Here is a 23,287-nt window from a genome sequence, read left to right on the forward strand (position 1 = left end):
ATCGCGACGTGTTAACCCTGCTTAATTTACTCTCTGCGGTAGCCCTGCTGGTGTGGGGAACCCATATTGTGCGTACCGGCATTATGCGGGTCTACGGTGCCGATCTGCGCAGGGTACTGAGCCGCAGCGTAGAGAAAAAACCGATGGCGTTTCTGGCCGGCATCGGCGTCACCACGCTGGTACAGAGCAGTAACGCCACCACGCTGCTGGTGACCTCCTTTGTGGCGCAGAATCTGGTCAGCCTGACGCCGGCGCTGGTGGTGATTCTCGGCGCGGATGTCGGCACCGCCATCATGGCACGTATCCTCACCTTTGATCTCTCCTGGCTGTCGCCGCTGTTCATCTTCTTTGGCGTGGTCTTTTTCCTCAGCCGCAAGCAGACGCGGGCCGGTCAGCTTGGCCGGGCCAGTATCGGCCTGGGGCTGATCCTGCTGGCGCTGCAGCTGATTGTCGAAGCCGCCCGGCCGATTACTCAGGCCTCCGGCGTACAGGTGCTCTTCTCCAGCCTGACCGGCGATATCATGCTGGATGCGCTGATCGGCGCAGTCTTTGCCATTATCAGCTACTCCAGCCTGGCGGCGGTACTGATTACCGCCACGCTCACCGCCACCGGCGTGATCTCGTTTAAAGTGGCGCTCTGTCTGGTGATAGGGGCCAATCTCGGTAGTGGCTTACTGGCGATGATCAACGCCAGCGGCTCTAACGCGGCGGGCAAGCGTGTGGCCCTTGGCAGTTTGCTGTTTAAGCTGATTGGCTGCGCGCTGATCCTGCCGTTCGTTAATCTGGTGGCGGACTGGCTGGATAAGCTGCCGGTCAATGACGAAGAGCTGGTGATCTTCTTCCACGTGTTTTACAACCTGATCCGCTGTGTGGCGATGGTGCCCTTTGCCGACCTGATGGCGCGCCTGTGCCGCCGGCTTATTTCTGACGACGTTGAAAACGATCTGCACCTGAAACCGAAACATCTCGACCGCAGCGCACTCGATACCCCGGCGCTGGCGCTGGTCAACGCTGCCCGGGAGGCGTTGCGTATGGGTGATGTGCTGGAACAGATGCTGGAAGCCTTTAATAAAGTGGTGCACGGTGAGCCGCGCGAAGAGCGCACGGTGCGGCGGCTGGATGATGATGTCGATGTGCTCTACACCGCCATTAAACTCTACCTGGCGCGGATGCCGAAAGAGGATTTGCCAGCGGAAGATTCGCGCCGCTGGGGTGAAATCATTGAGATGTCGCTGAATCTGGAGCAGGCGGGTGACATCATTGAGCGGATGAGCGGCGACGTGGCCGACAAATCGCTGGCAGCGGGTCGCGCTTTCTCCGCCGAAGGGCTGAAAGAGCTGGAGACGTTACAGGAGCTGCTGATCGCCAATCTGCGTATGAGCCTGTCGGTGTTTCTGTCGCATGACGTCACCAGCGCCAAACGCCTGCGCCGCGCTAAGCATCGCTTCCGCCTGATGATTCGTCGCTATTCTCATGCCCACGTTGACCGTCTGCATCAGCAGAACGTGCAGAGCATTGAGACCAGTTCTTTGCATCTGGGCTTACTAGGTGATATGAAACGCCTGAATTCGCTGTTTTGCAGCGTCGCCTATACCGTGCTGGAGCAGCCGGACGATGAGCGCGATTACGAGTAATGGAGGGTTCAGGCGACGGGTTGCGCCGGGAGATGAGCTTCCCGGCGCGGCATGATGCCAGCGCTGACCTGCGGCGCCTGACTTATTTCTTCTTGATCGGCTTACCTGACCAGTAACCAGCCAGCAACGAGCCGGAGAGGTTATGCCAGACCGAGAAGAGTGCGCCAGGCAGCGCCGCCAGCGGCGAAAAGTAGAGTTTACCCAGCGTGGCGGCCAGGCCGGAGTTTTGCATTCCCACTTCCAGCGCCAGCGTGCGGCAGGTTGACTCATCAAAGCCAAACAGCTTGCCGCCCCAGTAGCCGCCAAGCAGGCCAATGGCGTTGTGCAGGATCACCGCCGCGATCACCATTAATCCGACCGATCCGATAAAGCCCTGACTGCCCGCTACCACCGCGCTGATGATCAACAGAATGCAGACCATGGAGAACGCCGGTAGCCAGGGTTCGACCCGGCGCACCACGCTGTTCATGCTGTGGTGAATGATCAGGCCGAGGCTGATTGGGATCACCACGATCTTCACGATACTCAGCAGCATCCCCACCACATCCACCTGAATATGGGTATCCACATAGAAACGGGTTAACAGCGGCGTGGCGAACACCCCGACCAGCGCGGAAACTGAGGAGATGGTGACCGACAACGCGACGTCGCCCTTCGCCAGATAGATCATCACGTTACTGGCAGTGCCGCTGGCAACGCTGCCCACCAGAATCATACCGGCAGCCAGATCGGGCGGCATATGAAACAGTTTCGCTAATCCCCATGCGGCCAGAGGCATTACCAGATAGTGCAGGAAGGTACCGGCAATCACCGGCGCAGGCCGGGTCAACACCCGTTTGAAATCGTCGATATTCAACGTGACACCCATGCCGAACATGATCAGCATCAGCAGGTAAGTGACCCACGGACCGATACCAAGAAACGTCGCGGGAGAGAAATAGGCGGCGACAGATAACAGCACGGCCCACAGCGGGAACAGGCGGGTGACGGTGGCGAGCATAGCCAGACTTCCTTATAAGAATGTTATGTTTTGCAGGTTTGCCATAGAGTTACGCCAGGCAGGAACGACTGCACAAGCGAAGGCGGGATCATAACATTTCGTTATCACGGCGTAAGGCGCAGATGGGGTCAGAGAGGAAAATGCGGATCGACTGCTGCCGATCCGCCGATAATTAAAGAAATTACGCTGCTTTTTCGTCTAAAACGCGGTAGATCACACCACCAATCACGGCACCGATAATCGGCATCAGCCAGAACATCCACAGCTGAGACAGCGCCCAGTCGCCCTGGAACAGCGCGACGGCGGTACTGCGCGCCGGGTTGACGGAGGTATTGGTCACCGGAATGCTGATCAGATGGATCAGGGTCAGCGCCAGGCCGATGGCGATCGGGGCAAATCCTTTAGGCGCACGCTGGCTGGTCGCACCCATAATGACAATCAGGAAGACCGCCGTCAGGACGCCTTCAGTAATCATGCCCGCCAACAGGCTGAAGCCACCAGGTGAGTGCTCACCGTAGCCATTCGCCGCAAATCCGCTGGCGGCGGCGTTAAAGTCGCCTTTGCCGCTGGCGATCAGATAGAGCACGGCGCCTGCCGCAATGCCGCCCACCAGCTGGGCGATGATGTAAGGGATGACCTGTGACGCCGGAAACCGTCCGCCGGCCAGCAGGCCCAGCGTCACCGCCGGATTAAAATGGCCACCGGAAATATGTCCAACCGCGTAGGCCATTACCAGTACGCTTAGCCCGAACGCCAGCGCCACGCCCATAAAACCAATACCAAGGCCGGGGAAGGCGGCCGCCAGTACCGCACTCCCACAACCGCCCAGTACCAGCACGAAGGTGCCCAGCGCCTCTGCCACTAACCTTTTCATGTTATTTCCTAAAAATGGGTGAATTGATTCAGCGGCGGGATTATAAATCTGCAAAACAGCAGCGCAACGGAAGTACACAAAATGCGCAGAGAAAGGTAGCTTCATTTGGCAATGAAACAGCTCAGGGCATTGTATTTTATAGGGTAAAAACAGGCGGCTTATCGCGGGGGGAAGAGGCAGCTTTGCCGATCGCACCAGGGCGACCGGCAAACCGGTCTGCGGTTATTCGAACAGATTGTGATGCAGGGTACGGACTACGCTTTCCGCGTCGGTGCCGGGCACCAGGAAGCAGAGGTTGTAGCTGCTGGCGCCGTAGCAGATCATCCGCAGGTTAAACGGCTCAAGCACGCCAAATACCTCTTTACCGACGCCACAGGCTTTCGACAACTGATTGCCGATAATGGCCACCAGTGCCAGATCCTCTTCGACTTCAACCCGACACAGCGACGAGAGCTCAGTCAGCAGCGCCTGAGTCAGCAGGCTGTCGCCGGTTGAGGTGGAACCGGTGGTATCGAGCGTCAGCGCCACGCTGACTTCAGAGGTAGTGATCAGGTCAACAGAGACGTTATGACGCGCCAGAATATTGAAAAGTTCGGCAAGGAAACCAAACGTATGCAGCATGTTAAGGCTGTGCAGCGTCAACAGCGTCTGCTTGCGGCGTAACGCCAGTGCGCGAAACAGCGGAGGATTGCGGGTTTCGTTGCAGACGCGAGTCCCGCCTGCTTCGGGATCTTTGCTGGAGCCGACAAACACCGGAATATCACAACGCACCGCCGGCAGCAGCGTAGCCGGATGCAGCACCTTGGCACCAAATGTCGCCATTTCAGCGGCTTCTTCGAAGGTAATTTCATCAATGCGCTTGGCGGTCGGTACCACGCGTGGATCGGTGGTATAGATACCTGGCACGTCGGTCCAGATATCCACCCGCGCCGCCTTCAGCGCTTCACCCAGCAGCGCCGCCGTGTAATCACTGCCGCCACGCCCTAAGGTGGTGGTGCGGCCTTTGCTTTCGCTGCCGATAAAGCCCTGAGTGATCACCAGCGCCTGTTCCACGCGCGGCTGCAACTGGGCAAGCGCCAGCTCCGCCAGCAGCGTCACATCCGGCTCTGCCCGGCCAAAACGGTCATCGGTACGCAGCACTTTACGCACGTCAAACCATTCGGCATTGACCTGGCGTTCACGCAGAATTTCGACAAACAGCAGCGACGACATCAGCTCGCCGTGGCTGACCAGCTCATCAGTCAGCGCATGGGAGGTCGCCAGCGAGGCGGCTTCCGACAGCATGGCGATGTTGTCGATCATCCGATCGATTTCATCACGGATTACATCGGGGCGCTGCAGGCGATCGATAATGGCATACTGGATACGGCGGATATCATCCAGCAGGACGGCACGCTGTGGCAGCGGCTGACCTTCTGCCAGCGCCACCAGCAGGTTGGTAATGCCTGCCGAAGCGGAGAGCACCACCAGACGGGTACCGGCATCTTTCAGCACCACGTCGGCGCTGCGGTTCATCGCATCAAAATCGGCAACGCTGGTGCCGCCAAATTTTGCCACAATCAGTGTTTGAGACATGTATGACCTCGTGTCAGGTTATCTTGTTCTCGCCGGCGATAATGCGGTCGGGAAACATTTTTTCAGCCAGGCACAAGGAAAGAGCAGAAACGGGCAGACCAGATCGGGTAGACGAGTCACCCAGAAGCGCCCCACCTTGCGAAACGTCCGACTGTGGACGTTTCTGGTGACAACCCAGAGGATTCAGCCCCTGTAGCCGACAGGCAACACACCGCGTGTTAACCCACCTCGGCGTCGCTCCCCATCATGTGTTTTCACCGGATACGGTTCCTCCAACACACTGCCTGGGCGACGCGCCTCTTCTGGCTTGCGCACGGGTGCGCAAGTAGCCGCATACATTTATCGGTTTCTGGCCCTGCTGTCAATCTCAGCGGCCGTCAGATTTTTGCTTTGCGGCGCACCGTAAAACAAATTTACCCGCCGCGCAGCGACTAGAGTGCTAAAAGGCTTCAGCCAGTGCAACAATCACTGATACGGCACAAGGATTTATTGCCGCCTTCACGCCACACTTTTGCGGCATGAAATAACAGGCGATTCGCACCAGCCAATGCTGGCGTGCCGCGCAGACGCGCCATCGCCCAGGTCCGGCTCATCCGGCGGCGGGTGACAAAATTTTTCCTTTCAGTAGCAACTGTGGTCATACTGAAACGCTAACCGGGTACGATGTGCCCCCGATGGAATGACGGTTCTTAATATCAACAAGAGTGTTGCCATGAAAAATATCAATCCGACACAAACCGCAGCCTGGAAAGCGCTGCAACAGCATTTTGAGCAGATGAAATCGGTGGAAATTGCCGACCTGTTTGCCCAGGATGCCGATCGTTTTGCCAAATTCTCTGCCACCTTTGATGATCAGATGCTGGTGGATTTCTCCAAAAACCGCATCACTCAGGAAACCCTCGACAAATTACAGGCGCTGGCCAAAGAAACCGATTTAAGCGGCGCGATTAATTCTATGTTCTCGGGTGAGAAAATTAACCGCACCGAAGAACGTGCGGTGCTGCACGTTGCGTTGCGCAACCGCAGCAACACGCCGATTCTGGTCGATGGCAAGGATGTGATGCCTGAGGTCAATGCGGTGCTGGATAAGATGAAGGGCTTCTCAGAGCGCATCATCAGCGGCGAATGGAAAGGCTATACCGGTAAAGCGATCACCGACGTGGTGAACATCGGCATCGGCGGTTCTGACCTGGGTCCTTTCATGGTGACGGAAGCGCTGCGTCCTTACAAAAACCACCTGAACATGCACTTTGTCTCCAACGTTGACGGCACCCATATCGCCGAAACGCTGAAAGACCTCAGCCCGGAAACGACGCTGTTCCTGGTGGCGTCAAAAACCTTTACCACTCAGGAAACCATGACCAATGCGCACAGCGCGCGTGACTGGTTCCTGAAAACGGCCGGTGACCAGCAGCATGTGGCGAAGCACTTTGCGGCGCTCTCAACCAATGCCAAAGCGGTTGGCGAATTTGGTATCGACACCAACAATATGTTCGAATTCTGGGACTGGGTTGGCGGACGTTACTCACTCTGGTCAGCGATTGGCCTGTCGATCATTCTCTCTATCGGTTTCGATAACTTCGAACAGCTGCTGAGCGGCGCGCATGCGATGGACCAGCATTTTGCCACCACACCAGCCGAACAGAACCTGCCGGTGCTGCTGGCGCTGATTGGCATCTGGTACAACAATTTCTTCGGCGCAGAAACCGAAGCGATTCTGCCGTATGACCAGTACATGCACCGCTTTGCCGCCTATTTCCAGCAGGGAAATATGGAGTCGAACGGCAAGTATGTCGATCGCGATGGCAATCCGGTGGATTACCAGACTGGCCCGATTATCTGGGGCGAACCGGGCACCAATGGCCAGCACGCGTTTTATCAGCTGATCCATCAGGGTACCAAGCTGGTGCCGTGTGACTTTATCGCACCGGCGATCACCCACAATGCGCTGGCGGATCACCATCCAAAACTGCTGTCTAACTTCTTTGCTCAGACCGAAGCGCTGGCGTTCGGCAAGTCACGCGAAGTGGTAGAGAAAGAGTTTACCGATGCGGGTAAATCGGCCGAGTCGGTGGCGCATATCGTCCCGTTCAAGGTCTTCGAAGGTAACCGTCCGACCAACTCCATCCTGCTGCGTGAAATCACGCCTTACAGCCTCGGCGCGCTGATTGCGCTGTACGAGCACAAAATCTTCACGCAGGGCGCGATCCTGAATATCTTCACTTTCGATCAGTGGGGCGTGGAATTAGGTAAGCAACTGGCAAACCGTATTCTGCCGGAGCTGGAAAATGACGAGAAAATTACCACTCATGATAGCTCCACCAATGCCTTAATTAACCGCTATAAATCCTGGCGTTAATCTGTGGTATTTGCTCCGGGCGGCATCAGTGCCGCCCTTTTTTTGCCGATTTTTTGCCCGCCCAGGCTAATTTCCCGCTTATTATTACCCCGCTTCGGTTGGATAATTCTTAAAATGACCTAAGATAATTCTGAACATAACCTGGCCAGCATCGCCGGAATCCAGTTTAAACTGGACCTGAAACGCGAACCAACTAATAGTTACCTGTTGATTTTTAATGAGTTTAAAATTTAGCAATCCTGAGTAAATTCTGATTATTCTTATTCCGTACCAAATATAACTAAAAAAGAACAATCCGCTTTGCATCTATTTTATCCCTGGTGAAATATCCGGTATTAACCCGAAATCTTCCGATATAAAAAGGTGTTAAATTCAAACTGGCTTATTATCCCGCCATTTTTTCCTGCCCGTTCCCCTGCTTTTTCCCCTGCTGAACTCTGGTATTTTGTTGCCCTATACTGAACGCGCCCGCAATGGGACTGCCTGTGGCGTTTGCCGCGTTCTGCTCTGCGCGGCGAGTGTTGCGGGTCAGAAATCCTTCATTCACTCAATGCAGGAAACGTTGTTATGAAAAAAACCATGGTTGCCGGTGCAGCCCTGATTTTCGTTGCTGTCTCTTCCAGTGCTTTCGCAGCGCCGGAAGAAGCGGGTGCCGCAGCTGGCGCGCAGGCGGGAGCTATCTCCGCTGGCACGTCAACCGCTGTCGGTATCGGCGCACTTGGCGCGTTAGTCGGGCTCGGCATTGCTGCTTCTGGCGGCGGTGACGGTGCAAATACCGGTACAACAACCACGACCACGACGAGTACCACTCGTTGATGGATACCCAATGCGTTCGGGGACCAGACAGAGGCTGAGCGGCCACGGCGGAACCACTGACCTCGGTGAGTGATCGGCTAAGCCATGCAGCACGCTGCGCTGGAACGCGAACTCTGCGGGTATAGGACCTTTAAACATAACCACACGCCTGTGTGGTTATTTTTACTTTGGCATGACTTATCAGGGACACACAGTGCGCCAACTTCCTCTGCTGCTCGCTTGCCTGCTGCTGCAGGCCTGCACACAAACGCAAAAAGGCCTTGAACAGACCCTCATGCTGGCCGTTAACGGGCCGGATGACGTCACCGTTACCGACCAGCAGGTCGATGCCCTGCCCTATGCCAGCCTCTATGCCCGCCTCAATGACGGCCCGCGAATCTTCGTGGTGCTTGGCTACAACGAAGCAGGCCAGCAGAAATGGGTGACGCAGGATCAGGCGATGCTGGTGACACAGCACGGCCGGCTGGTTAAAACCCTGGGGCTGCCTGATAACCTGCTTAGCGTTACTAATCTGCAGCAGGATCCGCTGGCGGACAGCCTGCACCTCCGCAACGGTGCCAGCTGGACCCGCATCGTGCAGTGGACCGAACAGGGCAATGTCCGCGGCGGGACGATTCGCTCCACCTTCCAGCGCGGCACCGATGAAGTGCTGACCGTCGCGGGCAACCGCATCGCCTGCCGCGTCTGGCATGAGCAGGTGAGCCTCGACAGTAGCAACCGCGAGTGGGAAAACACCTTCTGGATCGACAACAGCAGCGGCGATGTGGTGCAGGCCCATCAGATGCTGGCGGCTGATGCCTTCCCCGTAGAGACCACCATTCTGAAGCCGGCGAAATCATGAAAAAAATTACACTCCTGCTGGCCGGATTGAGTCTGTTCAGCACTTCAGGCGCGCAGGCCGCTGCGCAGGTCACGGTCCATGCACCGCACAACGGCGCGCAGGCAGAGCTCAGCCAGGTCGCCGATCTGGCGCAGCTGGTCAGCCAGCCCGCACTTCAGCAATCGATCGACTGGCGCAGCAGCGTCATTGCGGAACGCGGCGCCAGCGCCGTCGCGCAGCAGCAGTATCAGCAGACGCTGGGCCAGTTACGCGCCTGGCGAGCCGACAGCAGTGGCGATCGTGCCGCCGCGATTGATGAAGTGATCCACCAGCTCAGTACGATAAAGGTCACCGGCCGTCAGTTCACCCCGCTCGACCCCGACTGGGTGCGTCTGCATCCGGCCGACAATCGCCGTCTTGAAGGCAGCTACGACCTTTATCTGCAAACCCGATCGGATTCCGTGTTACTGCTGGGTGCCATCGCCGGCGCGGGTAAGGTGAGCTGGCAACCGGGCCGGTCGGTACGCGACTATCTGGCCGATCACGCACGCCTGTCTGGCGCGGAACGAAATTTTGTCACGGTTATCGCGCCTTCAGGTGCGACGCAGCAGGTGCCGGTTGCTTACTGGAACCACCGTCACGCCGAAGTAGAGCCTGGCAGCATTATCTGGCTTGGCTTCTCATCGTGGAGCCTGCCCGGCGACTATGACGATCTGAATAACCGCATCCTTTCCGTTCTGACTCACCGGATACCAGACTGATGAAAAAACGTTATCTCTTCAGCCTGTTGGCTGTTTCTGTGGCGACAGCCTGTCAGGCGCAGGCGGAAACCTGGCCCGCGCCGGTGGGACCTTCACAATCTGATTTCGGTGGCGTTGGCCTGATGCAGGTACCGACGGCACGCATGGCCAGAGAGGGCGAGTTCAGCCTGAACGCGCGCGACAACGATCAGTACCGCTATTACTCCGCGTCGCTGCAGTTGTTCCCGTGGCTGGAAACCACCGTGCGCTACACCGACGTGCGCACCCGCCGGTACAGCGCCGTGTCAGACTTCAGTGGCAACCAGAGCTACAAAGATAAAGCCTTCGATCTGAAGCTGCGTCTGTGGCAGGAAGGTTTCTGGCTGCCGGAAGTGGCGCTGGGTACCCGCGATCTTGGCGGTACCGGCCTGTTCGACAGTGAATATCTGGTCGCCAGCAAAGCCTGGGGTCCATTTGATTTTACGCTCGGCCTCGGCTGGGGTTATCTCGGCAACAGCGGCACGGTTAAGAACCCGTTCTGCTCCTACAGCGACAGCTACTGTCAGCGTCCGCGGGTCGGCGAAGCCGGATCGATCAATGGCTCGCAGATGTTCCATGGCCCGACGGCCTTCTTTGGCGGCGTCGAGTATCAGACGCCGTGGCAGCCGCTGCGGCTGAAGATGGAGTATGAAGGCAACGATTATCAGGATGATTTCGCCGGCCGGCTGACGCAGAACAGCAAGGTTAACGTCGGGGCGATCTATCGCGTCACCGACTGGGCCGATATCAATGCCAGCTACGAGCGCGGCAACACCTTTATGTTTGGCGTGACCATCCGCACCAACTTTAACGATCTGCGCCAGGCGCATATCGACAGCGAGAAACCGGCCTATAACCCGCAGCCTCAGCCGAAGCTGCTGGAGCCAACCGTGGTCGGTAATCAGCTGACGGAGCTGAAGTACAATGCGGGACTCGACGGTCCACGTATTCAGACCAAAGGCCACACGCTGTATGTTTCCGGCGAGCAGACCAAATATCGTGATACGCAGGAAGGGGTCGATCGCGCTAACCGCATCGTCATGAATCACCTGCCAGCGGACATTGATACCATCAGCGTCACCGAGTCCCGCTTCAATATGCCGCAGGTCACCACCGTGACGCCGGTTGCCAGCCTGCATAATACGCTGGCCGGTTATCCGCTGGGCCATGAACAGCCGCTGCAGCAGACGCGTGAAAATCCGGTCGATCCCGGCCAGACCGAACAGGGGATGTTTATTCGTAAAGATCGCCTGAACTACAGTCTGTCGCCGGTGCTCAATCAGTCGGTAGGCGGCCCGGAAAGCTTCTACATGTATCAGGTTGGCGTAATGGCTAACGCTGATTACTGGCTGACCGATCACCTGCTGGTGGGCGGTAGCCTGTTCGGTAACCTCGCCAACAACTATGACAAGTTCAACTACAACGGCGCACCGGCGGATTCCAGCCTGCCACGCGTGCGGACCCATATCCGCGACTACGTTGAGAACAACGTCTACGTCAACGACCTGCAGGCCAACTATATGGGCCACCTCGGTAATGGCTTCTATGGTCAGCTGTATGGCGGTTATCTTGAGACCATGTATGGCGGCGTGGGCGGCGAGCTGCTCTATCGTCCGGTTGATGCTAACTGGGCAGTGGGCGTTGATGCCAACTATGTCCGGCAGCGTGACTGGGACAACATGATGGAGTTTACCCGTTACAAAGCCTCAACCGGCAACCTGACCGCTTACTGGCGTCCGTGGTTCATGCAGGATGTGCTGGTGAAAACCAGCGTCGGTCAGTATCTGGCGAAAGATAAGGGTGTCACGGTAGACGTGTCGAAACGCTTCGACAGCGGTGTGATGGTGGGCGTCTATGCCACCAAAACTAACGTGTCGTCTGAAGAGTATGGCGAAGGTGACTTTACCAAAGGGTTCTACATCTCCATCCCGATGGATCTGTTCACCGTGACCCCAACTCGCGGTCGTGCGCAGGTTAACTGGGTGCCATTGACGCGTGATGGTGGTCAGATGCTGGGCCGTAAGTACCAGCTGTATGATTTAACCTCCGATCGCGACGCGCGTTTCAATTAAGCAGGACGCGGCACCAGGCCTGATGCGCGCCAGTTGAGCGACAGGTGATAATGCAGTCTGGTGCCGTTCAGGGGCTGGCCTGCTCTGAAGCCTGAGTGCGTGTTGTTAAAAAGGGCACGATGGTAGAGGCCTGAGTGCGTGTTGTTAAAAAGGGCACGATGGTAGAGGCCTGAGCGCCGCTGAAAGGGCTATCCGCAGCGCTGAGGCGTGACGTTGAGCCAGAACGCCACGCCGGGAAGCGTGGAGAGTTCGGGGCCGGCCTGGGAAGGCCGATCCCCGAACGGTTCGTCGGCACGACGTCAAAGCCGAAGGCACCGCGCAGCGGCGCGAGGATGGCCCGGCAGCAGCGGTGCTCAGGCCCGCACTGCGGCACGCCTGCCCAGAAAAAAGCCGCCACGTCTGACCGTGACAGCCTTTGCAAATTTAACCTTAACTGACGAGCATCAGGCCCTCAGCCCGCTTTTTTATTTAGTCCGCGTCGTAGCCGAGATTCGGTGCCAGCCAGCGCTCGACCTCGGTCACCGACATCCCTTTGCGCGCCGCATAATCCTCTACCTGGTCGCGCTGAATCTGTGCCACAGCGAAGTAGCGGCTATCAGGATGGCTGAAATACCAGCCGGAGACCGCTGCGCCTGGCCACATGGCAAAGGATTCGGTCAGCTGCATACCGGTCTGCTTTTCCACATCCAGCAGACTCCAGATCGCCGCTTTCTCGGTGTGCTCCGGACAGGCGGGATAGCCAGGTGCCGGACGTATGCCCTGATAATTTTCGCGAATCAACTCTTCGTTACTGAGGTTTTCGTTGGGCGCGAAGCCCCAGATCACTTTACGCACCCGCTCATGCAGATATTCCGCAAAGGCTTCGGCCAGCCGGTCAGCCAGCGCTTTCACCATGATCTTGTTGTAGTCGTCATGCTGACGATCGTACGCCTCTGCCAGCGCATCCTCTTCCAGCCCGCCGGTTACCGCGAAGGCACCGAGATAATCCGCTTTGCCGCTCGATTTAGGTGCGACAAAGTCCGCCAGGCAGTAGTTGGCGAAGTCGCTTTTTTCGGTCTGCTGACGTAAGTGATGACTCACAACTCGTACCTCGCTGCGGCGCTCATCGCGATAGATCTCGATGTCATCGCCGACCCGGTTAGCCGGGAAAATACCGACCACACCGCGCGGTTTCAGCAGCGCCTGCTGGCTTAGCTGATCCAGCATCGCATTCGCATCGGCGAACAGACGCTGCGCCTCTTCTCCCACCACGTCATCCTCAAGGATGCGCGGATATTTACCGGCCAGCGACCAGGTCATAAAGAACGGCGTCCAGTCAATGTAGTTGCGCAGCGTTTCAATGCTGGCTTCGACCGGGCTGACGCCGGGACGATGCGGCACCGGCGGCGTATAGCTCTGCCAGTCAATCGAGGTGGCGTTGTCGCGGGCCGCCTGCAATGACACCGGCGGCGTACGCGGTTTTTTACGCGCGTGCTGGATACGCACGGTTTCGTACTCTTTGCGGGTCCGCGCCACAAAATCGTCTCTCAGCGTAGCGGAGAGCAGCGAGGACACCACGCCGACGGTGCGCGAGGCGTTCTGTACGTAAACCGTCGGACCGCTGTAGTTCTGCTCAATCTTCACCGCGGTATGCGCTTTGGAGGTGGTTGCGCCACCAATCAGCAGCGGTAAGGTGAAGCCCTGCCGCTCCATCTCCTTTGCCATATTGACCATCTCATCCAGCGATGGGGTAATCAGGCCGGACAGACCAATGATGTCGGCATTCACTTCACGCGCCGTTTTCAGGATCTTCTCGCCCGGCACCATCACGCCGAGGTCAATAATTTCGTAGTTGTTGCATTGCAGCACCACGCCAACGATATTCTTTCCGATGTCATGCACATCGCCTTTCACCGTGGCCAGCACGATTTTACCGTTGCTGCGTCCCGCCTCTTTACTGGCTTCGATAAACGGCTCCAGGTAGGCCACCGCCTGCTTCATTACGCGCGCCGATTTCACCACCTGCGGCAGGAACATCTTGCCTTCGCCAAACAGATCGCCGACCACGTTCATGCCGGACATCAGCGGGCCTTCAATCACCTCGATCGGACGTGGCACCTGCTGACGCGCCTCTTCGGTATCCTGCTCAATAAATTCGGTAATGCCTTTGACCAGCGAATATTCCAGCCGCTTCACCACGTCCCAGCTGCGCCACTCCGCCAGCTGTTTCTCCTGGGAGCCGTCACTTTTGCCGCCGCGGTATTTTTCCGCCAGATCCAGTAACCGCTCGGTGCCGTCATCGCGCCGGTTAAGGATCACATCCTCTACCGCGTCGCGCAGTTCCGCCGGCAGATCGTCATAAATCGCCAGCTGACCGGCGTTGACGATACCCATATCCATGCCTTTCCGGATGGCGTAGTAGAGGAATACCGCATGTATCGCTTCGCGCACCGGATCGTTGCCACGGAACGAAAACGACACGTTGGAGACGCCGCCAGAAATCATCGCGTGCGGCAGTTCGCGCTTGATATCTTCACAGGCACCGATGAAATCCATCGCGTAGTTGTTGTGCTCATCAATGCCGGTCGCCACCGCAAAGATGTTGGGATCGAAGATGATATCTTCCGGCGGGAAACCGACCTGCTCGGTCAGGATGCGGTAGGCACGGCGACAAATTTCAATTTTACGGGCGCGGGTATCCGCCTGGCCCACTTCATCAAATGCCATCACCACCATCGCCGCGCCGTAGCGGCGGACCTGACGCGCATGATGAATAAAAGCCGCTTCTCCCTCTTTCATCGAGATAGAGTTAACGATGCCTTTACCCTGAATGCACTGCAGCCCTTTCTCAATCACCTCCCATTTTGAGGAGTCGATCATAATGGGGACGCGGGCAATATCTGGCTCACCGGCAATCAGATTGAGGAAGCGCACCATCGCCGCTTCGGCGTCGAGCATCCCCTCATCCATATTGATGTCGATGATCTGCGCACCGCTTTCAACCTGCTGCAGCGCCACTTCCAGCGCTTCGTTATATTTCTCTTCTTTAATCAGCCGTTTGAATTTTGCTGAACCGGTGACGTTGGTCCGTTCGCCGACGTTAACAAACAGCGATTCGGCGGTGATGTTGAGCGGCTCAAGGCCGGCCAGGCGGCAGGCAACCGGGATGTCCGGCAGCTTGCGCGGGGCAACGCCCTCCACGGCCGCCACCATGGCGGCGATGTGCTGCGGTGTGGTCCCGCAACAGCCGCCGATAATATTCAGGAAGCCCGAGATTGCCCATTCACCAATCTGCTGCGCCATCAGCGCCGCGTCGAGATCGTATTCGCCAAAGGCATTAGGTAAACCGGCGTTCGGGTGCGCCGTGACGTAGCCCTCGGCGATGCGCGACAGCTCCGCCACATACTGACGCAGCTCATCCGGTCCCAGCGCACAGTTCAGGCCAAAGGAGAGCGGCTCAGCGTGACGCAGGGAGTTGTAAAAGGCTTCGGTGGTCTGGCCGGAGAGCGTTCGCCCGGAGGCATCGGTGATGGTGCCAGAGATCATCAGCGGCAGCGTCACGCCGAGCGCTTCCATCTCGGTCTGCACCGCATAGATGGCCGCTTTGGCGTTCAGCGTATCAAAGACCGTTTCGATCATGATGATGTCGGAACCGCCCTCCACCAGCGCGCGGGTCGATTCGCGGTAGGCCTCCACCAGTTGATTAAAAGTGACGTTGCGGTAGGCGGGATCGTTAACATCGGGCGAGATCGAGCAGGTACGGTTTGTAGGTCCGAGCACACCTGCGACATAGCGCGGGCGATCCGGCGTTTTTGCCGTCCATTCATCGGCACAGGCACGCGCCAGACGGGCCGCTTCGTAGTTGATCTCTGCCGATAACGCTTCCATCTGATAATCCGCCATTGCGATGGCGGTGGCGTTAAAGGTATTGGTTTCGAGAATATCGGCACCGGCAGCCAGATAGGCGTCGTGGATCTCGCGGATCACCGCCGGTTTACTCAATACCAGCAGATCGTTGTTGCCTTTAAGATCGCAGGGCCAGTCGGCAAAACGGCTGCCGCGAAAATCCTGTTCATCCAGCTTATAGCTCTGGATCATGGTGCCCATACCGCCGTCCAACACCATAATGCGTTGTGCGAGTTGCTGATGTAGTGCGTCGATTTTATTGCTCACTGTTGGCCCATCCGCGTCAATCTGCTGGCTGAAATAGCTGTTCCTCATTCTGTCACAAGCGGGTTAACCCACAAAGCAACCTTAGCTGAGACATTTTCAGGTCGGCCGCTAACAGGTCTGACCAGAAAACCAGCGTTTGCAAAGCGCGTGATTAAAACGAAAATGATTTCCACATTCCTAAGGAGATTTGATCATGGCGACGCCTGTTCCCGTAAAGCGCGGCAAAAAACCTCGCGGCACTGCTGCCACTGCCGCACCCGCGGGCGGCCAGGTGCAATCCCTGACCCGCGGCCTGACGCTGCTGGAGCTGATTGCCGACTCGCACGGCAGCGTGGCGCTGACTGAACTGGCGCAGCAGGCCGGGTTACCCAACTCCACGACGCATCGTTTGCTCAGCACCATGCAGCAGCAGGGCTTTGTCCGTCAGGTGGGCGATCTGGGATTGTGGACCATCGGCGCGCACGCCTTTGTGGTGGGCAGCAGTTTTCTGCAAAGTCGTAACCTGCTGGCGCTGGTGCATCCGGTGCTGCGCAGCCTGATGGAGGCCTCGGGCGAAACGGTTAATCTGGCGGTACTGGATCTCAGCGATCATCAGGCGGTGATCATCGATCAGGTGCAATGTACTCAGCTGATGCGCATGTCCGCGCCGATCGGCGGCAAGCTGCCCATGCACGCGTCGGGAGCAGGCAAAGCGTTCCTGGCCCATCTCAGCGATGAGCAGGTTACCACGCTGCTGCATCAGAAAGGGTTGCATTACTACACGCCGAAGACCCTGATGTCGCCGCAGAGCCTGAAAGAGAATCTGGCCCAGGTGCGTAAAGCGGGCTTCTCGTTTGATGATGAAGAGCACGCGCTCGGACTGCGTTGTGTCGCGGCACCGATCTATGACGAGCACGGCGAGGCGTTTGCCGCCCTCTCTATCTCCGGTCCAATCGCCCGGATGACCGACGATCGCATTACCGAGCTGGGTGCGCTGGTGATCCGGGAAGCGCGTCAGGTCACGCTGGCGTACAGTGGCCGCTGATCGCCTCCGTCGCGTAACGTACGCTGAAGCGCTGCGCCTGCCGCCAGGCGATGACTTCTTCAACATGGCCTTCGGCAATGCGTTGTTGCTGGGCTCGCCACCAGCGGGCTTCAAAGATCTCAGGATGCAGTTCCAGCAGCAAGGCACCGGTGGCGGCATCGCTGCATAAGGCGTAGCGGAAGGTCTCCGGAAACACATCGTCCGGCCCGACGCTATACCAGGGCTCGGCGCTGAGCTCATCCTCTTCGTAGCGTGCGGCCGGCACCTCACGGAAGTTCAGCTCCTGCATCGGCCGGATCTCATCGTAATCGTAAAACACCACCCGGCCATGGCGGGTTATGCCGAAGTTTTTAAACAGCATGTCGCCCGGAAAGATATTGGCTGCCGCCAGCTGCCGGATGGCATTGCCATACTCCTCAATCGCCTGGCGCCGTTGCGCAGCACTGGCCTGGGCCAGATAAAGGTTAAGCGGCTGCATACGCCGCTCCAGCCACAGATGCCGAATGATCAGCCGGTCGCCTTCAATCTGCAGCTTCTCCGCCGCACAGGCGTTCAGCTCCGCCAGCAGTTCTGGCGAGATACGCGCCAGCGGCAAGGCAAACTGCTCAAACTCCTGGGTATCCGCCATCCGTCCGACACGATCGTGCTCTTTGACCTGCTGATAGCAGGCGCGCACCTGCGCTTCCGTCACCTCTTTTTGCGGCGCGAAGCGATCTTTAATCACCTTAAACACCCGATCAAAGCCCGGCAGCGTGAAGACCAGCATCACCATGCCGCGAATGCCCGGTGCGATCTCAAAGGCAGCCGTATTCTGCTCCAGCGCCTGCAGATATTCACGGTAACTTTCGGTTTTGCCATGCTTCTGGCAGCCAATCGCCATATAACGTTCGGCCAGGGTCTTGGCAGGCAGAATCGGTTGCAGCCACGCCACCAGCGCTGCCGGCATCGGCGCATAGACCATGAAATAGGCGCGGGCGAAACCAAACACAATACTGGCGTCATCCACCTCCGTCAGACAGGTATCGATCCAGAGTTCGCCCGCCTCACTGCGCTGAATCGGCAACAGGCAGGGATGGATGGCGTCCGGCAGGTGCAGGCGCGCCACCAGCCAGGCGGTTTTATTGCGATAAAACAGCTCACAACTGACTTCAAGCCAGCCCTGATCCAGATGAGAAAAGCGCGTCTGCAGATGACGGACAATCCATCCGATATCCCGTTCGCGCTGCTGCCACGGCAGCGTTAACGGCAAATCGCGCAGCACCTGCTCGATCAACTCCCGCCAGCCCTGCTGCGGATGATAGCCGCGCGCCAGCGGACGCGACGGGCTGCCCGGTGCCGAAGGTGATTGAGAGCTGAAGATAAACAGCCGTTCCGGCTGCAGATCGGCATGGCCATGCAGCCGGCAGTAGACCGAATTAAAGAAGCTCTCGGCAATTTCATAACGTGGATAGCCCGGCAATAAACTTTCATAGTGGCTTTTTACCCGCAGCCAGAACGCCTCATCCCAGCAGGCTGCGCCGTTCAGCACCCGCAGCTGATCGGCAACCAGCCCGACATGGTGATCGTAGAGATGAATTCTCGCTTTCATGGCCTGCTGCACTGCCTGCCATTCTGCCTGTTCAAAGCGCTGCTGAGCCCCGGCCGTGATGTCGAGAAAACGGCCATATTGTGCGTCGAAGCCCTGCAGGATGGTGTGTGCAATCAGCGATTCGCGTGGCGGCATTTTCAGCTCCGGTAAAGCCCGCCCGCGGCGTGCCGGGCGGGAGTCAGTCTGTCAGGGATTCACTCAGAACTGGTGCTCTTCGGTCGAACCGGTCAGCGCCGTTACCGACGATTTACCGCCCTGAATGGTGGTGGTGACCCGGTCAAAATAGCCGGTGCCCACTTCCTGCTGATGCGATGAGAAGCTGTAACCGCGATCGCGGGCGGCAAATTCGGGCTGCTGCACTTTCTCAACGTAGTGGCGCATACCCTCGCCCTGCGCATAAGCATGGGCCAGGTCAAACATGTTGAACCACATGCTGTGGATACCGGCCAGCGTAATGAACTGGAAGCGATAACCCATCTCGCTGAGCGCCTGCTGAAAGCGGGCGATGGTGCGATCGTCGAGGTTCTTCTTCCAGTTGAATGACGGTGAACAGTTGTAGGCCAGCAGCTTGCCAGGGAAGCGCGCATGAATCGCATCGGCAAAACGCTGCGCCATCGCCAGATCCGGCGTTGAGGTTTCACACCACAGAATGTCAGCGTACGGGGCATAAGCCAGCCCGCGACTGATCGCCTGCTCAATCCCGGCGTTAGTGCGGAAGAATCCTTCGGCGGTACGGTCACCACAGATAAAGGGACGGTCGTACTCATCGCAGTCTGAGGTAATCAGATCGGCCGCATCGGCATCGGTGCGCGCCAGCAGCAGCGTGGGGACGCCCATGACATCGGCACCCAGCCGTGCCGCCACCAGTTTTTGTATCGCTTCCTGAGTCGGCACCAGCACTTTACCGCCCATATGACCGCATTTTTTCACCGCCGCCAGCTGATCTTCAAAGTGGACGGCCGCCGCGCCCGCCTGAATCATCGCTTTCATCAGCTCAAACGCATTCAGCACGCCGCCAAAACCGGCTTCCGCATCGGCGACAATCGGCAGAAAGAAGTCGGTATAGCGACTGTCGCCCGCTTCAATCCCGCTGGACCACTGAATCTGATCGGCGCGTTGAAAGGTCTGATTAATGCGCGTCACCACTTCCGGCACGGAGTTAACCGGATAGAGTGACTGATCGGGATACATCTGGCCCGCCACGTTAGCGTCGGCGGCCACCTGCCAGCCAGAGAGGTAGATCGCCTCAATCCCCGCTTTCGCCTGCTGCAAAGCCTGCCCGCCACTTAATGCGCCAAGGCTGTTGATGTAGCCCTTTTTCGCCTCTCCATTGAGCAGCGCCCACAGTTTTTCCGCGCCGCGCTGGGCCAGAGTACAGGCGGGCTGTACCGAGCCGCGCAGATTCACCACCTCTGCCGCACTGTAAGGACGGGTGATGCCTGCCCAGCGCGGGTGCTGCCAGTGCTGTTCGAGTTGCTGGATTTGTTGAGTACGTGTCATGGCAATGTCTCCGAGAGTCAGGGGATCAGGCGATAGCCCGGCAGAGTGAGGAATGAGACCAGCTCGCGTTCGGTGGTGATTTGCGCCATCAGCTGCGCCGCTTCGCCATAGCGACCGGCACTGAATTGGGTTTCGCCCAGGTTCTGCTGCAACAGGTGGAGCTCTTCGTTTAGCCAGCGCAGAAACAGTTCAGCGGTGACCTGCTGACCACTGCTCAGGGTTTGCTGATGACGTATCCACTGCCAGATTGAGGTACGGGCTATCTCTGCCGTGGCGGCATCCTCCATCAGGCCATCAATCGGTACGCAGCCGTTGCCACTGATCCAGGCTTCAAGGTATTGCAGCGCCACGCGGATATTGGCGCGCATGCCCGCTTCCGTGCGTTCACCGGTACAGGGCGCCAGCAGCGCCGCCGCCTCGATCGGCGCATCCTCTTCCCGAGTGACCGATAACTGATTAGGCCGGTTGCCCAGCACCGCATCAAACACCGCCATGGCGGTATCCGCCAGGCCGGGATGCGCAATCCAGGTGCCATCATGACCATTGTCCGCTTCCCGCTGCTTATCCTCTGTAACGCGTTGCAGTACCCAGGCATTACGCGCCGGATCTTTACTCGGGATCAGGGCTGACATACCGCCCATCGCAAACGCACCGCGTCGGTGACAGGTTTTGATCAGCAGGCGTGAATAGGCATCCAGGAAGGGCTGAGCCATGGTGACGGACTGACGATCCGGCAGTACCCGATCCGCATGCTGTTTCAGCGTTTTGATATAGCTGAAGATGTAATCCCAGCGGCCACAGTTAAGGCCGACGATGTGATCGCGCAGATTCCACAGGATCTCATCCATCTGGAAGACCGCCGGCAGGGTTTCAATCAGTACCGTGGCTTTGATGGTGCCGCGCGGCAGATCGAATCGATCTTCGCTGAAACTGAAGATCTCACGCCACCAGGCGACTTCCTGCCAGCTTTCGGTTTTGGGCAGATAAAAATAGGGGCCGCTGCCTTTCGCCAGCAACGGGTGAACGTTGTGAAAGAAGTAGAGCGCGAAATCAAACAAGCCGGCGGGAATCGGATTGCCCTGCCAGCTGACATGCTTTTCCGACAGATGCAGTCCGCGCACCCGACACATCAGCACGGCGGGATCGGCGCGCAGCTGGTAAATTTTACCGGCGTCGCTGGTATAACTGAGGCTGCCCTGTACCGCTTCACGCAGGGTCAGTTGTCCCTCAATCAGCTTATTCCACTCCGGCGACAGTGAATCCTCAAAATCCGCCATAAAAACTTTTACGTTCGCATTCAGGGCGTTAATGACCATTTTGCGATCCGGCGGGCCGGTTATTTCAACCCGGCGATCTTGTAAGTCTGCCGGAATCGAACGGATCGTCCACTCACTGGCTCGAATGGAAGCTGTTTCCATATCGAAGTCTGGAAGATAGCCCCGATCGTATTGCTGCTGTCGCTGCTGGCGGGCCGTCAGTAACGCGTCACGCTGTGAGGCAAAGCGCGTCACCAGCGCATCTAAAAACAGAATCGCCTCGGCAGTAAGAAGCTGTTGTTCGGCGTGGTTAAAGGGCTGGCTGAAGGTCAGGGTATGGCTGATCACAGAATCTGTCATGCTGGCGCTCTCCTGTATTCAGAGGATCGAATAACGCGGATCCCCGGATCGACTGTTTTGTACACTACAGGATCAGAGCATATGCATTTAATTAATTAAATCAAAAACTATTTCCATTTTATTATTTAAACATACTTATCCTATTGTTTTTAATGTAATTAAAGTTAGAAACTTTAAGGGAACAGTTTTCATCGTATCATTCAGGCGAAAAAAAACCGTGTCGCCAGCGGCTAACACGGTTCAGTTGAGGATAATCCTGGCCCTATTCGAGAGTAGGATTCATACGGCGTAAATCAAACGGTGTGATCTGGTAGACGTAATAGTTAAGCCAGTTGGAGAACAGCAGATTGCCATGACTACGCCAGGCGGCACGCGGCGGCAATGCCGGATTATCCTGCGGGAAGTAGTTATAAGGCACCTCAGGATTGAGGCCGGCTTCATAGTCACGGTGATATTCACCCGATAAGGTCAGTGCGTCATATTCCGGATGGCCGGTAACAAACACCAGTCGTTTGTCTTTACTCGCCATCAGGTAAGCGCCGGTTTGTTCCGATTCAGCAAATAATTCCAGATCGGTGTAATCAGTGATCAACTGGGTCGGAAAATCGGCATAACGTGAGTGCGGTGCCAGGAAATTATCATCAAATCCGCGGGTCAGTAAGGCATGCGGATGCAAGATTTGATGCTCAAAGACACCAGACAGCTTGTTGTGCCGGGTCTGCTTTGGAATGCCATACAATATATTCAATGCTGCCTGGACTGCCCAGCAAACAAACAGCGTTGAGGTGACATGCTCTTTGGCCCAGTGCAGCACACGTTGGATCTGTGGCCAGTACGCCACATCATTAAAATCGACCAGCCCCAGCGGGGCACCTGTCACGATTAAGCCATCAAAGTTGTCGTGCTGAATATCTTCAAAATTACAGTAGAAGTTATTGAGGTGCTCAGTGGGTGTATTGCGTGACTCACGGCTGTCGATGCGCAGCAGCTGAATATCGATCTGTAATGGCGAGTTGGAAAGCAGACGCAGAAACTGATTCTCCGTTTCGATCTTTTTCGGCATCAGATTCAGTATGAGCACTTTAAGCGGGCGGATCTCCTGAACACTGGCGCGTGACGAGGTCATCACAAAGACATTTTCGTCACGCAAAAAATTCACTGCCGGTAATTCGTCGGGAACCCTGATTGGCATAACCTGCTCACCTCTTACAACCATATAAACGTTTAGACATCCAGATGCCCAACATTAGCCTGGTGGCTGTGTAATGTCGAGGGTTCATGCGGAAAATGAAAATGTTTCAGCTTAAAGTGGCAAATAGCAGACGTAAAAAAGCCCCGCACTTCCGTGCGGGGCTTCTTCACTGATATGATGCCTGGCAGTTCCCTACTCTCGCATGGGGAGACCCCACACTACCATCGGCGCTACGGCGTTTCACTTCTGAGTTCGGCATGGGGTCAGGTGGGACCACCGCGCTACA

The 23,287-nt window shown here is 57.2% G+C and carries 15 protein-coding genes, 1 rRNA gene and 1 riboswitch; of the genes, 7 read left to right on the forward strand and 9 right to left on the reverse strand.

What is annotated here, in order from left to right; genetic code table 11:
• Positions 1-8 precede the first annotated feature (8 nt).
• Positions 9-1,634, forward strand: coding sequence for a Na/Pi cotransporter family protein (locus WFK59_RS13490; protein WP_233985585.1), 1,626 nt, complete (start codon positions 9-11; stop codon positions 1,632-1,634).
• Between the two features lie 82 nt (positions 1,635-1,716).
• Here WFK59_RS13490 and panS read toward each other — a convergent pair whose 3' ends face one another.
• The 3 genes from panS to lysC form a co-directional block, all read right to left on the reverse strand.
• Positions 1,717-2,634 (reverse strand): ketopantoate/pantoate/pantothenate transporter PanS, encoded by a 918-nt coding sequence (gene panS / locus WFK59_RS13495; protein ID WP_094122128.1) that lies wholly within the window; start codon positions 2,632-2,634, stop codon positions 1,717-1,719.
• A 181-nt stretch (positions 2,635-2,815) separates the two neighbouring features.
• Positions 2,816-3,508 carry an aquaporin Z gene (gene aqpZ, locus WFK59_RS13500; protein WP_336755978.1) on the reverse strand — a complete coding sequence of 231 codons (693 nt, stop codon included), beginning with the start codon at positions 3,506-3,508 and terminating at the stop codon, positions 2,816-2,818.
• 222 nt (positions 3,509-3,730) lie between these two features.
• A complete protein-coding gene (gene lysC / locus WFK59_RS13505) occupies positions 3,731-5,083 on the reverse strand; it encodes a lysine-sensitive aspartokinase 3 (RefSeq protein WP_233985587.1) in 1,353 nt (450 codons plus the stop codon).
• 116 nt (positions 5,084-5,199) lie between these two features.
• Positions 5,200-5,393: riboswitch (Lysine riboswitch) on the reverse strand.
• Positions 5,394-5,795: 402 nt separating this feature from the next.
• Between lysC and pgi the strand changes: the two genes are divergently transcribed.
• From pgi to WFK59_RS13530, 5 genes are all read left to right on the forward strand, one after another.
• Positions 5,796-7,442, forward strand: a complete 1,647-nt coding sequence (gene pgi, locus WFK59_RS13510; protein ID WP_336755979.1) for a glucose-6-phosphate isomerase — start codon at positions 5,796-5,798, stop codon at positions 7,440-7,442.
• Positions 7,443-8,009: 567 nt separating this feature from the next.
• Positions 8,010-8,258, forward strand: a complete 249-nt coding sequence (gene yjbE / locus WFK59_RS13515; RefSeq protein WP_233985589.1) for an exopolysaccharide production protein YjbE — start codon at positions 8,010-8,012, stop codon at positions 8,256-8,258.
• A 193-nt stretch (positions 8,259-8,451) separates the two neighbouring features.
• Positions 8,452-9,099: a YjbF family lipoprotein gene (locus tag WFK59_RS13520; protein ID WP_336755980.1), complete on the forward strand. Its 648-nt coding sequence runs from the start codon at positions 8,452-8,454 to the stop codon at positions 9,097-9,099.
• A complete protein-coding gene (locus WFK59_RS13525) occupies positions 9,096-9,839 on the forward strand; it encodes a capsule biosynthesis GfcC family protein (RefSeq protein WP_233985591.1) in 744 nt (247 codons plus the stop codon). The genes WFK59_RS13520 and WFK59_RS13525 overlap by 4 nt, the downstream gene beginning before the upstream one ends.
• Positions 9,839-11,929, forward strand: coding sequence for a YjbH domain-containing protein (locus WFK59_RS13530; protein WP_233985592.1), 2,091 nt, complete (start codon positions 9,839-9,841; stop codon positions 11,927-11,929). The genes WFK59_RS13525 and WFK59_RS13530 overlap by 1 nt, the downstream gene beginning before the upstream one ends.
• 468 nt (positions 11,930-12,397) lie before the next feature.
• Here the strand turns inward: WFK59_RS13530 and metH are convergent, their stop codons facing one another.
• Positions 12,398-16,081, reverse strand: coding sequence for a methionine synthase (metH, locus tag WFK59_RS13535; RefSeq protein ID WP_336755988.1), 3,684 nt, complete (start codon positions 16,079-16,081; stop codon positions 12,398-12,400).
• Between the two features lie 193 nt (positions 16,082-16,274).
• Between metH and iclR the strand changes: the two genes are divergently transcribed.
• A complete protein-coding gene (iclR, locus tag WFK59_RS13540; protein WP_233985593.1) occupies positions 16,275-17,105 on the forward strand; it encodes a glyoxylate bypass operon transcriptional repressor IclR in 831 nt (276 codons plus the stop codon).
• On the opposite strand, the gene aceK is transcribed toward iclR, so the two are convergent.
• The 5 genes from aceK to rrf all read right to left on the reverse strand — a co-directional run.
• A complete protein-coding gene (gene aceK / locus WFK59_RS13545; protein ID WP_336755981.1) occupies positions 17,080-18,828 on the reverse strand; it encodes a bifunctional isocitrate dehydrogenase kinase/phosphatase in 1,749 nt (582 codons plus the stop codon). The two genes, iclR and aceK, sit on opposite strands and share 26 nt — an antisense overlap.
• 63 nt (positions 18,829-18,891) lie before the next feature.
• A complete protein-coding gene (aceA, locus tag WFK59_RS13550) occupies positions 18,892-20,193 on the reverse strand; it encodes an isocitrate lyase (RefSeq protein ID WP_336755982.1) in 1,302 nt (433 codons plus the stop codon).
• Positions 20,194-20,210: 17 nt separating this feature from the next.
• On the reverse strand, positions 20,211-21,809 hold the full coding sequence (gene aceB / locus WFK59_RS13555; RefSeq protein WP_336755983.1) for a malate synthase A: 1,599 nt from the start codon (positions 21,807-21,809) through the stop codon (positions 20,211-20,213).
• A 262-nt stretch (positions 21,810-22,071) separates the two neighbouring features.
• Positions 22,072-23,001, reverse strand: a complete 930-nt coding sequence (metA, locus tag WFK59_RS13560; protein WP_233985597.1) for a homoserine O-acetyltransferase MetA — start codon at positions 22,999-23,001, stop codon at positions 22,072-22,074.
• Positions 23,002-23,180: 179 nt separating this feature from the next.
• Positions 23,181-23,287: ribosomal RNA gene (gene rrf, locus WFK59_RS13565) — 5S ribosomal RNA — on the reverse strand; the annotation flags it as partial.

Source organism: Pantoea sp. USHLN298 (genome assembly GCF_037149395.1).
Taxonomy (GTDB): Bacteria; Pseudomonadota; Gammaproteobacteria; order Enterobacterales; family Enterobacteriaceae; genus Pantoea; species Pantoea astica.

Bases quoted from the DNA above. Each gene is read 5' to 3' on its own strand.
- iclR (WP_233985593.1), top strand. From the start codon at position 16,275: ATGGCGACGCCTGTTCCCGTAAAGCGCGGCAAAAAACCTCGCGGCACT.
- panS (WP_094122128.1), bottom strand. From the start codon at position 2,634: ATGCTCGCCACCGTCACCCGCCTGTTCCCGCTGTGGGCCGTGCTGTTA.
- metA (WP_233985597.1), bottom strand. From the start codon at position 23,001: ATGCCAATCAGGGTTCCCGACGAATTACCGGCAGTGAATTTTTTGCGT.
- aceK (WP_336755981.1), bottom strand. From the start codon at position 18,828: ATGCCGCCACGCGAATCGCTGATTGCACACACCATCCTGCAGGGCTTC.
- aceA (WP_336755982.1), bottom strand. From the start codon at position 20,193: ATGACACGTACTCAACAAATCCAGCAACTCGAACAGCACTGGCAGCAC.
- yjbE (WP_233985589.1), top strand. From the start codon at position 8,010: ATGAAAAAAACCATGGTTGCCGGTGCAGCCCTGATTTTCGTTGCTGTC.
- aqpZ (WP_336755978.1), bottom strand. From the start codon at position 3,508: ATGAAAAGGTTAGTGGCAGAGGCGCTGGGCACCTTCGTGCTGGTACTG.
- WFK59_RS13525 (WP_233985591.1), top strand. From the start codon at position 9,096: ATGAAAAAAATTACACTCCTGCTGGCCGGATTGAGTCTGTTCAGCACT.
- lysC (WP_233985587.1), bottom strand. From the start codon at position 5,083: ATGTCTCAAACACTGATTGTGGCAAAATTTGGCGGCACCAGCGTTGCC.
- aceB (WP_336755983.1), bottom strand. From the start codon at position 21,809: ATGACAGATTCTGTGATCAGCCATACCCTGACCTTCAGCCAGCCCTTT.
- pgi (WP_336755979.1), top strand. From the start codon at position 5,796: ATGAAAAATATCAATCCGACACAAACCGCAGCCTGGAAAGCGCTGCAA.
- WFK59_RS13530 (WP_233985592.1), top strand. From the start codon at position 9,839: ATGAAAAAACGTTATCTCTTCAGCCTGTTGGCTGTTTCTGTGGCGACA.